The sequence below is a fragment of the Geodermatophilus sp. SYSU D00710 genome (assembly GCF_054050195.1).
Window position 1 is genome coordinate 1 of record NZ_JBJGYX010000090.1, and the last position, 13,440, is coordinate 13,440.

The window sequence follows — 13,440 nt, forward strand, 5'->3', positions numbered from 1 at the left end:
AGCCGCGCGGCCCCCCCCCCCCCCCCCCCCCCGGCCCCCCCCCCCCCCCCCCCCCCCCCCCCCCCCCCCCCCCCCCCCCCCCCCCCCCCCCCCCCCCCCCCCCGCGCGGTGGGGACGGCGCCGCCGTCGGTCCGCGCGGCACCGCACGTCCCGGCCCGGACCGGCGCGCACGGCGAGGCCGGCGCGCACGGCGAGGCCGGCGCACACGAGCGAGGCCGGCGTCCCCGGGGGGACGCCGGCCTCGTCGCCGTTCGGGAGGGCAGGCCCTCCAGGGGTCACTGCGCCTTGGCGAGGGTCCCCAGGTAGAGCTCGATCACCTTCGGGTCGGTCATCAGCGACTGGCCGGTGTCGGTGTAGGCGTTGCGGCCCTGGTCGAGCACGTAGCCGCGGTCGCAGATCTGCAGGCACCGGCGGGCGTTCTGCTCGACCATGATGATCGAGACGCCGGTGGCGTTGATCCGCCGGCAGCGGATGAAGACCTCGTCCTGGTAGGCGGGGGAGAGGCCGGCCGACGGCTCGTCGAGCAGCAGGACCGAGGGGTCCATCATCAGCGCCCGGCCCATGGCGACCATCTGCCGCTCGCCGCCCGACAGCGACCCGGCCTTGCCCTTGCGCCGCTCACCGAGCAGCGGGAACAGGTCGATGACGTAGTCGAACCGCTCCTTGAACGTCTTCGACCGCAGGTAGACGCCCATCTGCATGTTCTCCTCGATGGTCAGCGAGGGGAACACGTTGTTGTTCTGCGGGACGTATCCGACCCCGAGTGACACCAGTCGGTGCGCCGGCGCGGAGGTGATGTCCTCCCCGCGCAGCTTCACCGAGCCCGAGCGCACCGGGATGAGCCCGAACAGCGTCTTGAGCAGCGTGGACTTGCCGGCACCGTTCGGCCCGATGATGCCGACGAGCTCGCCGTCCTGCAGGTAGAAGTCGCAGCCGCGCAGGATGTTGACGCCGGGTACGTAGCCCGCGACGAGGTCGTCGGCACGCACCAGCGCACCCTCGGCGAGGCGCAGGTGCTCCTCGCGGGTGGCCGCCTTCTCGGCGGGGGACAGCTCCGTCGACGACGCCGCTTCCTCCGCCCGCGTCAGGCCCTCGCCCGATTCGTCGACCTCGAACAGCGGCTCGCTCATCGATCGTTCCCCTCGCGCTCGACGTCCGAGCTGATGACATCGCCCTGGGGGACGTTCTCCTCCGCGGCGATCCTGCGTTCGGCCTCGGCGAGGACCTGGTCCTCCTCCTCGACGGTGAGCGGGGCGTCGTGGTGGGCACCGAGGTAGGCGTCGACCACGGCCTGGTTCTGGCTGATCGACTCCGGCGGGCCCTCGGCGATGACCCTGCCGGCGGCCATGACGACCACCCAGTCGCTGATGTCCCGGACGACGTCCATGTCGTGCTCGACGAAGATCACCGTCATGCCCTCCTCACGGAGGTCCTTGACGTGGCCGAGCAGGCTCTGGGTGAGCGCCGGGTTCACGCCGGCCATCGGCTCGTCGAGCATGACGACCTTCGGGTCGCTCATCAGCGCCCGCGCCATCTCCAGCAGCTTGCGCTGACCACCGGAGAGCGTGCCGGCGAAGTCGTCCTTCTTGGCGTCGAGCTTGAACCGCCGCAGCAGGTCCATGGCCTTCGCGGTGTTGTCCCGCTCCTGCGTCCGCCAGGTGCCGGGGACCAGGGCGCGCAAGAAGCTCTCGCCGCGCTGCCCCTGCGCGCCGAGCAGCATGTTCTGCAGCACGGTGAGCCGGGACAGCGCCTTGGTGAGCTGGAAGGTGCGGACGACGCCGAGTCGGGCCACCTGGTGCGGGGCGAGCTTGCCCAGCGGCCGGCCGTCGAACGACCAGGTGCCGGTGTTGGGCTGGTCGAAGCCGGTCAGCAGGTTGAACAGCGTCGTCTTGCCGGCGCCGTTGGGCCCGATCAGGCCGGTGATGCCGCCGCGCTGCACCTCGAGGTGGTCGACGGCGACCGCCGTCAGACCGCCGAAGGTGCGGGTCACGCCGTCGACGACGATCGCCGGGTCGGGCTTGGCGACGCCGACCTCCCAGGGGACGTCCCGCAGCGCCGTCTGCGCCAGCCGCTGCGGGGCGTCCCCACGCTGCCAGGTGCCCGGCTTCTGCAGGGAGGCTCCGGACTCCGACGCGCCGGAGGCCGAGGCGCCTGCGCCGGACGACGAAGCACCCGAGGCCCCCGACGCCCCCGACGCCCCCGACGCCGAGGCGCCGTGGGGGTTGTGGTCAGCGCGCATCGAGCATCACCTCTCGTCGGTCGCCGAAGATGCCCTGTGGCCGGAAGATCAGCAGCAGCATCAGACCCAGGCCCACCAGCACGAACCGGATCTGCGCCACGTCGGTCGAGGAGAGCAGCCCCTCGGGGATGATCCCGTTGTCGATGAGGAGCCGCAGGCCGGTGTCGGCGAACTGGATCACGAACAGCAGGATGATCGCGCCCACCACCGGACCGAGGACGCGCCCGGCGCCGCCGAGGATCAGGGCGGCGTACGCCAGGAAGGTGTTGGCGTTCTGGAACTGGTCCGGGTTCGCCGCGCCGGTACCCACCACGTAGAACATGCCACCGAAGGCGCCGATCACACCGCCGAGGACGAGCGACTGCATCTTGTACAGGTAGACGTTCTTGCCGAGGGCGCGCACGGCATCCTCGTCCTCGCGGATCGCCTTGAGCACGCGGCCCCAGGGACTGCGCACGAGCAGCCAGACGAGCACGCACAGCAGGGCGACGAGCACCCAGCCGACCAGTGCCACCCACAGCTCCCCGCCGGACCAGCTGGTGCCGAGGATGCGGTAGCGCGTCGCGGTGTCCCAGGGGGCCAGGGCGATGAAGTCACCGTTGAAGGCCGCCAGGCCGCGGGTGCCACCGGTGACCTCGCTGGCCGACACCGACCGGAAGAGCAGTCTCAGCCCCTCCGCCGCCGCGATGGTGGCGATCGCCAGGTAGTCCGCCCGCAGCCGCAGGGTCGGCAGACCCAGCAGCAGCGCGAGCACGACGGCCGCCACGAGGCCGACGACCACCCCGACCCAGAAGTTCCAGCCCCACTGGGAGACGGAGACGGCGATGCCGAAGCCGCCGAGCAGGGCGAATCCGATCTGGCCGAAGTTGAGCAGTCCGGTGTAGCCGAAGTGCACGTTGAGGCCGATGGCCAGCAGTGCGAAGAACACCGCCTGGAAGCCGAGCGCCGACTTGCCGGCGACGGCGAGTGCGTTGACGAGGTCGCCCATGGCTCAGCCGATCCGGGTGCGGCTGCCCAGGATCCCCTGGGGCCGGATGACGAGGATGACGATGAGGAGCAGCAGCCCGCCGACGTACTTGACGTCGTTGGGGATCACGAGCGTCGACATCTGGACGAAGACGCCGACGATGACGCTGCCCACCAGGGCGCCGTAGGCGGTGCCGAGCCCGCCGAGGGTGACGCCGGCGAACATGAGCAGCAGCAACTGGAAGCCCATGTCCCAGCGGACCTGGTCGGACAACCCGAGCAGCACGCCGCCGAGGGCGGCCAGCCCACCGCCCATCATCCAGACCACCAGGATCACCCGGTTGACGTTGATGCCCGAGGACGCGGCCAGGTCGCGGTTGTCGGAGACGGCCCGCATGGCCTTGCCGATCTTGGTGCGCTGCAGCATGACCGCGACCAGGACCAGCACGACGACGGAGATGACGATCGACACCAGCGACTGGTTGGTGAGGCGGAACAGTCCGTAGTCCACTGCCCTGGAGGTGCCCAGGCCCTGGTACGGGTTCGAGGACCCGCCGTAGAGGATCTGGATGAGGTAGCGCAGCACCAGCGACAGGCCGATCGAGACGACGAGCGCGGCGACCAGGCCGGTGCCGCGGCGGCGCAGCGGGCGCCACAGGCCCAGCTCGTTGAGCGCACCGAACGCGGCGCCTCCGATGATGGCGATGATCGCCGCCGGGAGGAGCGGCACGCCGAGACCGGTGTTGACCCACCAGGCGAACACCGCACCGATCGTGACCAGCTCGCCGTGCGCGAAGTTGGTCAGCCCGGTGGTGCCGAAGATCAGCGACAGGCCGACCGCGCACACCGCGATCAACAGGCCGAAGCGCAGCCCGTCGACCAGCAGCTGGATGGCTCGGACGTTGCCGCCGCCACCGCCGGTGCTGCCGTCGTTCAGGCCGAACTGCACCGGCTGCCGCCGTCCGGTGTCGACGGTGACGGTGCGGCTGTCCTCGCCGGTGATGACGACGCCCTCGGGCAACGAGTCGGCGTCGATGGCGACGGTGTACTGGCCAGGACCGGGGACGTCGATGGCGAAGCGGCCCTCCTCGTCGGTCTCGACGCTGTCGACCTCGTCACCGGCGGCGGTGGTGACCGTCACCTCGATGCCCTCGATGGGGCCGGACCGGCTGGTCTGCAGCGTGCCGATGACCTGCTCGCCCTCGGCGCTCGCGACGCCTGGGACCAGCACGGCGAGCCCGGTGGCGGCGACGAGGACCAGCAGGAGCCGGAGCAGCACCCTGCGGGCGGCCCCCGGGCCCGGGCGGATCGCGCTCCGGTGCGGCCGAGGTGGCCCGGCAGTGGCTGACGGGTGCCTCACACAACCTCCCTGGTCGTGGCAGTGCTCGTGGTGGGCGGTGACCGACGGGCACGCTCGTGCCCACCGTCACAGCGTGCGGTGGGGCGTGACGGTAACCCAGCACCCTCGCCTGCCCACCCCCCGACGCCGAGCTGTGACCTGAGCGCGACCTCCGGGGACCCGCCGGCCGACGCCACACCCGTCCCATCCCGGCGCGTCGGAAGGGGTCTGGGCCGCGCGGGGTGGACGATCCCGGCACCGTCCAGGGAGGGCTCCCGTGCCAGCAACCGGTCAGTGGTCCCGCGTCACGACGCGCACGGCGCGTCCCGACGACCTGCCCTCGGTCCTCGCGCTGGTGCGCCAGCACCGGGCCGAGGCGCACGCCGAGGGCGTCCTGACCGGGCAGACCCCGGGAGCGGCCGCCGCGGTGGGGTTCCGCCGGCTGCTGACCGACCCCGGTCACCGCGTGGTCCTCGCCGTCCTCCCGGGCGCCAACGCACCGGGTGCCGCCTCGGCCGGTGAGGTGGTCGTCGGTCTCGCCGTCCTGGGGCTGGACCCGCTGTCGACCGTGCTCGGCGTCCCGCAGGTCACCGTCGACAACCTGGTCGTCCACCGCGACCACCGGCGCCGGGGCGCGGGCACCGCGCTGCTGGCCGCCGCGGCGGCCTACGCCGGGGAGCTCGGGGCGCTGCACGTGGTGGCCGCGGTGGGCGGGCACGAGGCCGAGCGGCAGCGCTTCTTCGCGCGGATGGGCTTCGCGCCGCTGACCACCCGCCGGATCGTGCCGCGGGAGACGCTGGCCCGGGCCCTGGCGACCTGGCAGCGCGGCGGGCTGCCCCTGCCGCGCCGCCTGCCGCGGCGGCGTCCGCTGCCGCCCCGGCCGGTGCCCGTGGTCACCGCCGCCGCCGACGGGTGAGCTAGGCGGGGAGGATCGCGCAGGTCAGCCGGGCGGTGGCGGTGGTGCGGCCGCGCTCGTCGGTGACCTCGACGAGGAAGGTCGACAGCGTCCGCCCGACGCGGGCCGGGGTGCAGACGGCGGTGACCGTGCCCGAGGTGGCCGCGCGCAGGTAGCTCGCGTTGAGCTCCACGCCGACGGCCCGCCGCCCCGGCCCGGCGTTGATCAGCGCCGCCCAGGAGCCGATCGTCTCCACCAGCGAGCAGGTCGCGCCGCCGTGCAGCAGGCCGAAGGGCTGCTGGTTGCCCTCGACGGGCATCGTGGCCACCAGCCGGTCGGGGGCGAAGTCGACGATCTCGATGCCCAGCTTGTCGTCGAGGGGGCTGGCGGCGCTCGGCGGGAGCCAGTCCGGGGGAGGGGTGCTCACGCCCCGGCACGGTAGTCAGCCCGGTCCGCCGGGGCCGGGAACGTCGTGGCCCGCACCTAGGATCACGGGTGATGTCCGCTCCGGTTGCCACCCCCGCGCCCGCCGTCCAGCCCTCCTCGCCGGAGCAGCGGCCGCGGCTGCTGCTGCTCGACGGGCACTCGCTGGCCTACCGGGCCTTCTTCGCGCTCCCGGTCGAGAACTTCTCCACCACGACGGGCCAGCCGACCAACGCCGTGTACGGCTTCACCTCGATGCTGATCAACGTGCTGCGCGACGAGCAGCCCACGCACCTCGCGGTGGCCTTCGACGTCGGCCGGCAGACCTTCCGCAGCGAGATCTACGCCGAGTACAAGGCCAACCGCACCGAGAGCCCGACCGACTTCCGCGGCCAGGTGAGCCTCATCCAGGAGGTCCTGGCGGCGCTGCGGATCCCGGCGGTCACCGCGCCGGGCTACGAGGCCGACGACGTCATCGCCACGCTCACCGTGCAGGCCGTCGCCCAGGGCATGGACGTGCTCATCTGCACCGGCGACCGCGACGCGCTGCAGCTGGTCGGCGAGCACGTCACCGTCCTGTACCCGCGCAAGGGCGTCTCCGACCTGACCCGGTTCACGCCGGAGGAGGTCGAGGCCAAGTACGGCCTGACGCCGCAGCAGTACCCCGACTTCGCCGCGCTGCGGGGCGACCCGAGCGACAACCTGCCCAGCATCCCGAGCGTCGGGGAGAAGACCGCGGCCAAGTGGGTCCGCGAGTACGGCTCCCTCGACGAGCTGGTCGACCGGGTGGACACGGTCAAGGGCAAGGTCGGCGAGAAGCTGCGCGAGCACCTGTCCTCGGTGCTGCAGAACCGGCGGCTCACCGAGCTCGACCGCTCGGTGCCCCTCGACGTCGCCCCGCAGGACCTCGCGCTGCGCGCGTGGGACCGCAACGAGGTGCACACCCTCTTCGACAACCTGCAGTTCCGCGTGCTGCGCGACCGGCTGTTCGCCACGCTGAGCAGCGCCGAGCCGGAGGTCGAGGGCGGGTTCGACGTCACCGCCGACGACGTCCCCGCCGGCGGGCTGGGCGCCTGGCTCGACGCGCATGCGCGCACCGGCCGCACCGGGCTGGTCCTCCGCGGGACGTGGGGCCGGGGTACCGGCGAGCTGGCCGGCATCGCGCTGGCCGCCGCCGACGACCACGCCGTCTTCGTCGACCTGGGCCCCGGTCTCGACCCCGCCGACGAGCAGGCCCTGGCCGGCTGGCTGGCCGACCCCGCCACCGAGAAGGTTGCCCACGACGTCAAGGGCCCGCTGCTGGCGGTGTGGGCCCGCGGCTGGGACCTGCAGGGCCTGGTCAGCGACACCGCGCTCGCGGCCTACCTCGCCACGCCCGGTCAGCGCTCGTTCGACCTCGCCGACCTGGCGGTGCGCTACCTGCGCCGCGAGCTCAAGGACGACGCGGCCCCCGAGGCGCAGCTGACCCTGGACGGCATGGGCCCGAGCGAGGCCGACCTGGCCGCGGAGGCCGCGCACGCCGACGTCCTCAAGGCCGTCGCGGTCAACGACCTCTCCGACGCCCTCGAGCAGGTGCTCGGCCAGAAGGGCGGGGACCACCTGCTCGACCAGCTCGAGCTGCCGCTGACCCGGGTGCTGGCCCGGATGGAGCAGCGAGGCATCGCCGTCGACATGGACCTGCTCACCGAGCTGCAGCGGGAGTTCGCCGACGGCGTCGCGGCCGCGGCCGCCGAGGCCTACGCGGTCATCGGCCGGGAGATCAACCTCGGCTCGCCCAAGCAGCTGCAGACCGTGCTGTTCGACGAGCTCGGCCTGCCCAAGACCAAGAAGATCAAGAGCGGGTACACCACCGACGCCGACGCGCTGACCTGGCTGCTGGCGCAGACCGGCCACCCCTTCCTCGAGCACCTGCTGCGCCACCGCGACGTCACCCGGCTGCGCACGGTCATCGACGGGCTGATCCCGATGGTCGACGACGGCGGGCGCATCCACACGACGTTCCAGCAGACCATCGCCGCCACCGGCCGGCTGTCCTCGATCGACCCGAACCTGCAGAACATCCCGATCCGCACCGCCGAGGGCCGCCGCATCCGGCAGGCGTTCGTCGTCGGGCCGGGCCACGAGTCGCTGATGACGGCCGACTACAGCCAGATCGAGATGCGGCTGATGGCGCACCTGTCCGAGGACGCCGGGCTGATCGAGGCGTTCACCTCGGGGGAGGACCTGCACTCCTTCGTCGCCTCGCGGGCCTACGACATCCCGATCGACCAGGTCGACCCGGAGATGCGCCGCCGGATCAAGGCGATGAGCTACGGCCTGGCCTACGGGTTGAGCGCCTACGGGCTCGCGCAGCAGCTGCGGATCACCCCGGAGGAGGCGCGCGGCCAGATGCACGCCTACTTCGAGCGCTTCGGGGGGATCCGCGACTACCTCGACGGCGTCGTCGAGGAGGCGCGGCTGCGCGGCTACACCGAGACCACGCTGGGCCGGCGGCGCTACCTGCCCGACCTGACCAGCGACAACGGGCAGCGGCGGCAGATGGCCGAGCGGATGGCGCTCAACGCCCCGATCCAGGGGTCGGCGGCCGACGTCATGAAGGTCGCCATGCTCGGCGTCGAGCGGGCGATCGAGGCCGAGGGCCTGTCCTCGCGGATGCTGCTGCAGGTGCACGACGAGCTCGTCCTCGAGGTGGCGCCGGGGGAGCGGGAGGCGCTGGAGGCGGTCGTCCGCCGGGAGATGGCCGGGGCGGCGCAGCTGTCGGTGCCGCTGGAGGTGTCGGTCGGCGTGGGCCGTAGTTGGGACGCCGCCGCCCACTAGGAACGACCACCCCCACGCCCCGCTCGCGTGGGCGACGTGGAGCGCGGCGCCGGATCAGCGGGCGAGGGGTGTGACGTGGCCGCTGCCAGGCCGACGGGCTACGTGTCGGTGCTCCGCGTGCCCGGCGCGCCGACCTGGCTCCTGGTCGGTACGGCGCTGGTCGTGGGTGGCTCGTTGCCGCAGGCGGGCGCCCTCGCGCGAGCCCGGTGGACGGCGCTGCTGGACGACCCGTCGCAGCTGGAGCGTGCCCTGGCACTGGAGTCGCTGGTCGAGGAGGCGGTGTTCGTCGTCGATCCGGTACTGGTCACGCTCCTGGCGACCGCCGTCGCCCCGGCGGCCGGGCTGCTCACCGCGCTCGGGCTGGGCGTCGTGGGCACCGGGCTGTTCCTCGCGCAGCGCCGCACGGAACCGGCCCGTCACCTGACCGGACCGGCCGGAACCGGTGAGCTCGGGGAGCACGGCGCGCCGGTCCGGCACGGCTCGACCCTCACCAACGCCGGACTGCTCCTGCTGGTCGGCACCTCCGCGGCGATCGGGGCGCTGTTCGGCTTCGTCGAGGTCGGGGTCGTCGCTCTGTCGAGCCAGCAGCAGGCGCCAGGAGCGGCCGGGACCATGCTCGGACTGTGGGCGGCCGGCAGCCTCGCGGCCGGCGTCCTGTACGGGGCCAGGACGTGGCGGACCGCCCCGGCGACCCGGTTCCGGGTCAGCGCCGCTGCGATGGCCGCCGGCGCGGTCCTGGTCGCCGTCGCCGCGGGGTCGGGGTCGCTCCTGGCGACGACGGTGGCGCTGATCGCCGCCGGTACGGCGAACGCCCCGACCCTGATCACGGGCAACACGTTGGTACGGCTGGTCGTGCCGGCCCGGAACCTGACCGAGGCCTACACCTGGCTCGGCGTGAGCGTCTTCGCGGGCATCGCCCTCGGCTCGGCCGTCGGTGGCGCCCTGATCGACCACGGCGGTCCCGGCGCAGCCCTGTGGGCCTCGGCCGGCGCCGGCGTCCTCGTCGCCGGGTTGCCGCTGGTCGGGGGCCGGCACCTGCCCGCGCGCTGAGCGCGGGGCCCTGGGTGGCCGTTCCGGCACGTCACCCGCCGAACGGCGTCGTCGGGGCGGCGCCGATCGTGACCTCGGTGAGCACGCGGCCGGCGGCGTCGACGGTGCGCACCTCGCGCGCGCGGTCCGGCAGCAGGGCGGTCGCGCCGCCGTCGGCGAGCGGGAGGGTGGCCAGCACGGTGCCCCACCCGTCCAGGACGTCCGCGGCCACCGCCTCGGCCGGCGCGGTGACGACCAGCCAGCGGCCCTGGTCCGAGGGCTCGGTCTCCGGGGAGGAGAGGTCGCAGACCCGCGCCACGACCAGGCCGGCCACGTCGGTCGTCCCCGGTGGGGTGTCCACCCCGCACGGCACGGTGCGTCCCCCGCCGCCGGGCCCGACCTGACCCGCCCGGGTGGTGACGACCAGGCCGCCCTCCGGGCTGCGTGCCACGACGACGGCCACGCTCCCCGGCACGTCGTCCATCGGCAGGGCGCCCGCCCACAGCAGCCGCGGCTCGAGCACGGCCGGCTCAGCGCCCAGCGGGACGGCGACCTCGGTGAGCGCCTCGGCGACCAGCCGCGGAGCGGGACGGGTGGCGGCCGGACGCAGCGGCTCCAGCGGCGGCAGGTCGGCGGTCCCGGCCGGCAGCGCGGGCGCGGGCACCGCGGCGTGGTGCACCGGGTCCCCGTCGTGCAGCACCCGGACGCTGGTGCCCGCGCCGAGCGGCGTCGTGGGGACGGTGGTCACCGCGACGCCGTCGTCGGCCGGCACCGGCCGGTAGGTCCGGCCGGGTGTGCCGCGCGGGCCGACCTCCAGCCGGGGCGACACCTCCACCTCGTCCCCGCGGGCGACCACGACCACGAGGGACGCCGGCCCCGGACCGCCGACGACCAGGGCCGCCGGCCGGTTCGGTTGCAGCGGCCCCGGCGCGTACGGGGTCAGCGCGTCCGCCGCCGCGCCCACCGGGCCGGTCAGCCACACGCCGCGGCCGTCGCCCTCGGCGGTCCCGGCCAGGAGCACCACCCGGCCGTGCGGGGTGTCGGTGGCGAGGACCACGCCGCGCGCCGCCGCCGGCGGCGGGTCCAGCGGGCCCCAGTCCACCCGCCGCACCGAGTCGAGGAAGGCGGTGTCGGCGGCGAGCGAGCCGCGGGTCGGCCCGGTGAGCACGGGCGCGGCGTCCGGGGCGGCGGTGCCGCGGTCCGCGCGGGGGGCGGCGCCGGGACCGAGCGGGAGCACCTGGGGGACGGCGAGGGCCGCGGCGGCGAGGGCGGCGACGGCGGCCCCGGCGCGCCGCCTGCGGTGCCGGCGGGCGCGGGCCAGCGCGTCGGCGACGGCGGCGTCGGTGTCCAGCCGCCACCGCGGCGGCGGGCCGGGCGGGGGGACCGGGGGGTCGTCGAGCGACTCGACCACCTGCGCCGCGCCGCCCAGCAGGCCCCGCGGGCCGGCGGCGTCGGCGAGGGCGTCGGCCGCGGTGTCGGCGGGGTCGGCGCCGCGGCGGCCCCACCGGACCCGGGTCGTGGCCAGCGCGGCCTGGACGGCGTCCTCGGCCCGGGCCGGGTCGCCGGTCAGCCGCAGCGCCTCGCGCAGGAGCCCGTCGCGCTCGGCGGCGACGAAGCGGCGGAAGGCCGCCTCGTCGCCCCCGGTCACCCGGCCAGTGTGCCCTCAGCGGCGGGCGGCGATGGCCTGCAGCTCGTGCACCGACTCGACGGTCGGTGCCCGGGTGAGCAGCCGCTCGAGGGCGCGCTCCTCGCGCAGGCGGGCCCGGAGGCGGCGGCGGTCGGCGAGAGTGGTGCGCAGTCGGGACACGGGAGGTTCCTCTCGGGTCAGGCGGCCGCGGGCAGCGGCGCGCCGGTCAGGGGGCTCCGCACGGCGTAGACGCCGTCGGCGGGGGTGAGCTCGGCGCCCGGCAGGAGCCGGCGGACCAGCCCGACCATGCGGTCGTTGTCGGCCTGGACGTCGGCGGTGAGGGTGCGGACGCCGCGCCGGGCGGCCAGCTCGGTCAGCTCGCCGAGCAGCTGGCGGCCGACGCCGACGCCCTGCCAGCCGTCCTCGACGACCACGGCGACGTCGGCGGTGGCGGGGTCGTCGGGGGAGCGGTCGTAGCGCGCGACCCCGACCACCTCGCCGCCGACGACCGCGACCAGTGCCTCGCGCAGGTCGTGGTCGACCTCCACGAGCCGCGCGGCGCCGAACGGCGGCCGGCGCAGCGGTGCGTGGAAGCGGCGGTAGATCGTCTCGGGCGAGAGCCGGTCCCACAGCCGGCAGAAGCGCGGGCCGTCGTCCGGTCGCACGGGCCTGGTGTCCACGGTCACGTCCATCCCGACCTCCTGGGTTCGTGAGATGAACTGTGCTCCTGCCGAGTCAGTTCGTCAAGCGAACTCAGCGCGGTATGCTGGCCCGGTGAGCGAAGCCCTGCTGGACCGGTCGCGGTGCTCCGTCGCGGGCACGCTGGCCGTCGTCGGTGAGAAGTGGAGCCTGCTGGTCCTGCGCGAGGCGTTCCTCGGCGTGCGCCGGTTCGCCGACTTCCAGCGGGTGCTCGGCGCGCCCCGGGCGGTGCTGACCGACCGGCTGAACACGCTGGTGGTCGAGGGGATCCTGCGGCGGGTCCCGTACCAGGCGCAGGGGGAGCGGCAGCGGCACGAGTACCGGCTGACGCAGAAGGGCCTCGACCTCTACCCGGCCCTGGTGGCCCTCATGGAGTGGGGCGACCGGTACGTGGCCGGGGACGGCGAGGCGCCGCTGGAGCTGCGGCACCGCGACTGCGGCGAGCGGGTCCACCTGGCCCTGGTCTGCGACGGCGGCCACACCCTCTCCGGCGCCCGCGACGTGCGGCCGGTGTCCGCCCCGGCCGGTGCGGCGCCCGCGGTCAGGGGCGGTGCGCGACCAGGATGAGCGTGCCGGGGACCAGTGCCCCGCGGGCGGGTGACCACTGACCCCACTCCTGCGTGCGCCCCGGCGTCCACTCCGGCTCCACCAGGTCGTCGAGGACCAGCCCGGCCCCGACGACGGCGCGCACCCAGTCGCCGACGGTGCGGTGGTGCTCGACGTAGACGGTGCGGCCCGCGCCGTCGGTCTCCACGTAGGGCCGGCGGTCGAAGTACGAGGACGTGATCCGCAGGTCGGCGGGGTCGGGCGAGTCCGGCAGCGGCCAGCGGAACGGGTGGTTGACCGACGCGGCGAGCCGCCCGCCCGGCCGGAGCACCCGGGCGACCTCCGCCAGCGCGCCCTCGACGTCGGCCACGAACGGCAGTCCGCCGAACGCCGAGCAGACGACGTCGAACGACGCCCCGGCCAGCGGCAGCGCGCCCGCGTCGGCCTGCACCAGCGGCACGGTCACGCCGGTGGACCGGCCCAGTTCCGCGGCGCGGGCGAGCATGCCCGCCGAGAGGTCCAGCGCGACGACGTCGGCCCCCGCCCGGCGCAGCCAGCGGGCGCAGGGCGCCGAGCCGCAGCCGACCTCGAGCACCCGCCGCCCGGCGACGTCGCCGAGCAGGTGCGCGTCGGCCTCGCGCAGGCCCTCCGGGCACCACAGGAAGTCGACGTCGCCGAGGTCGGAGCCGTGCTCGGCGAGGTAGGCCGGCGCCGCGGCGTCCCACCAGCCGCGGTTGGCCCGCGCCGACTCGGCGGGGGGGGGGGGGGGGGGGGGGGGGGGGGGGGGGGGGGGGGGGGGGGGGGGGGGGGGGGGGGGGGGCGGGGGGGCGGGGGGGGGCCGCTCCATGCGCGCGGGGCGG

13 protein-coding genes are annotated in these 13,440 nt (G+C 75.1%); 4 read left to right on the top strand and 9 right to left on the bottom strand.

Annotated features, from left to right (window positions below):
* Positions 1–275: 275 nt before the first annotated feature.
* The 4 genes from ACI78U_RS23785 to ACI78U_RS23800 are packed head-to-tail and all read right to left on the bottom strand — an operon-like array spanning position 276 to position 4,484.
* Positions 276–1,130, bottom strand: coding sequence for an ABC transporter ATP-binding protein (locus ACI78U_RS23785; protein WP_456877877.1), 855 nt, complete (start codon positions 1,128–1,130; stop codon positions 276–278).
* Entirely contained in the window at positions 1,127–2,239 is a 1,113-nt protein-coding gene (locus tag ACI78U_RS23790; protein ID WP_456877878.1) for an ABC transporter ATP-binding protein, read from the bottom strand. The genes ACI78U_RS23785 and ACI78U_RS23790 overlap by 4 nt, the downstream gene beginning before the upstream one ends.
* Positions 2,229–3,227 carry a branched-chain amino acid ABC transporter permease gene (locus ACI78U_RS23795; protein ID WP_456877879.1) on the bottom strand — a complete coding sequence of 333 codons (999 nt, stop codon included), beginning with the start codon at positions 3,225–3,227 and terminating at the stop codon, positions 2,229–2,231. The genes ACI78U_RS23790 and ACI78U_RS23795 overlap by 11 nt, the downstream gene beginning before the upstream one ends.
* A 3-nt stretch (positions 3,228–3,230) precedes the next feature.
* Complete coding sequence (locus ACI78U_RS23800) at positions 3,231–4,484, bottom strand: branched-chain amino acid ABC transporter permease (RefSeq protein WP_456877880.1); 1,254 nt, start codon at positions 4,482–4,484, stop codon at positions 3,231–3,233.
* 337 nt (positions 4,485–4,821) lie between these two features.
* Here ACI78U_RS23800 and ACI78U_RS23805 point away from each other — a divergent pair, with 337 nt between their 5' ends.
* Positions 4,822–5,460: a GNAT family N-acetyltransferase gene (locus ACI78U_RS23805; RefSeq protein WP_456877881.1), complete on the top strand. Its 639-nt coding sequence runs from the start codon at positions 4,822–4,824 to the stop codon at positions 5,458–5,460.
* Between the two features lies 1 nt (position 5,461).
* On the opposite strand, the gene ACI78U_RS23810 is transcribed toward ACI78U_RS23805, so the two are convergent.
* Positions 5,462–5,866: a PaaI family thioesterase gene (locus ACI78U_RS23810; protein WP_456877882.1), complete on the bottom strand. Its 405-nt coding sequence runs from the start codon at positions 5,864–5,866 to the stop codon at positions 5,462–5,464.
* Between the two features lie 71 nt (positions 5,867–5,937).
* Between ACI78U_RS23810 and polA the strand changes: the two genes are divergently transcribed.
* Together polA and ACI78U_RS23820 are read left to right on the top strand one after the other, a co-directional pair.
* The gene (gene polA, locus ACI78U_RS23815) at positions 5,938–8,679 is read left to right on the top strand and encodes a DNA polymerase I (RefSeq protein ID WP_456877883.1); all 2,742 of its coding nucleotides are present in this window, start codon (positions 5,938–5,940) and stop codon (positions 8,677–8,679) included.
* A 75-nt stretch (positions 8,680–8,754) separates the two neighbouring features.
* Positions 8,755–9,729 (top strand): MFS transporter, encoded by a 975-nt coding sequence (locus ACI78U_RS23820; protein ID WP_456877884.1) that lies wholly within the window; start codon positions 8,755–8,757, stop codon positions 9,727–9,729.
* A gap of 31 nt (positions 9,730–9,760) precedes the next feature.
* Here ACI78U_RS23820 and ACI78U_RS23825 read toward each other — a convergent pair whose 3' ends face one another.
* The 3 genes from ACI78U_RS23825 to ACI78U_RS23835 are packed head-to-tail and all read right to left on the bottom strand — an operon-like array spanning position 9,761 to position 12,027.
* A complete protein-coding gene (locus ACI78U_RS23825) occupies positions 9,761–11,356 on the bottom strand; it encodes a hypothetical protein (RefSeq protein WP_456877885.1) in 1,596 nt (531 codons plus the stop codon).
* A 15-nt stretch (positions 11,357–11,371) separates the two neighbouring features.
* On the bottom strand, positions 11,372–11,515 hold the full coding sequence (locus ACI78U_RS23830; protein WP_456877886.1) for a hypothetical protein: 144 nt from the start codon (positions 11,513–11,515) through the stop codon (positions 11,372–11,374).
* Positions 11,516–11,532: 17 nt separating this feature from the next.
* Entirely contained in the window at positions 11,533–12,027 is a 495-nt protein-coding gene (locus ACI78U_RS23835) for an N-acetyltransferase family protein (RefSeq protein ID WP_456877887.1), read from the bottom strand.
* Between the two features lie 82 nt (positions 12,028–12,109).
* Between ACI78U_RS23835 and ACI78U_RS23840 the strand changes: the two genes are divergently transcribed.
* Entirely contained in the window at positions 12,110–12,601 is a 492-nt protein-coding gene (locus ACI78U_RS23840; RefSeq protein WP_456877888.1) for a winged helix-turn-helix transcriptional regulator, read from the top strand.
* Here the strand turns inward: ACI78U_RS23840 and ACI78U_RS23845 are convergent.
* Positions 12,576–13,440, bottom strand: an 865-nt coding sequence (locus ACI78U_RS23845; protein ID WP_456877889.1) for a class I SAM-dependent methyltransferase, incomplete at its 5' end; no start/stop codon positions are given. The genes ACI78U_RS23840 and ACI78U_RS23845 overlap by 26 nt on opposite strands.

Excerpts from the sequence above, each read along its gene's own strand:
- ACI78U_RS23835 (WP_456877887.1), bottom strand. The coding sequence starts at position 12,027 with ATGGACGTGACCGTGGACACCAGGCCCGTGCGACCGGACGACGGCCCG.
- ACI78U_RS23785 (WP_456877877.1), bottom strand. The coding sequence starts at position 1,130 with ATGAGCGAGCCGCTGTTCGAGGTCGACGAATCGGGCGAGGGCCTGACG.
- ACI78U_RS23795 (WP_456877879.1), bottom strand. The coding sequence starts at position 3,227 with ATGGGCGACCTCGTCAACGCACTCGCCGTCGCCGGCAAGTCGGCGCTC.
- ACI78U_RS23790 (WP_456877878.1), bottom strand. The coding sequence starts at position 2,239 with ATGCGCGCTGACCACAACCCCCACGGCGCCTCGGCGTCGGGGGCGTCG.
- polA (WP_456877883.1), top strand. The coding sequence starts at position 5,938 with ATGTCCGCTCCGGTTGCCACCCCCGCGCCCGCCGTCCAGCCCTCCTCG.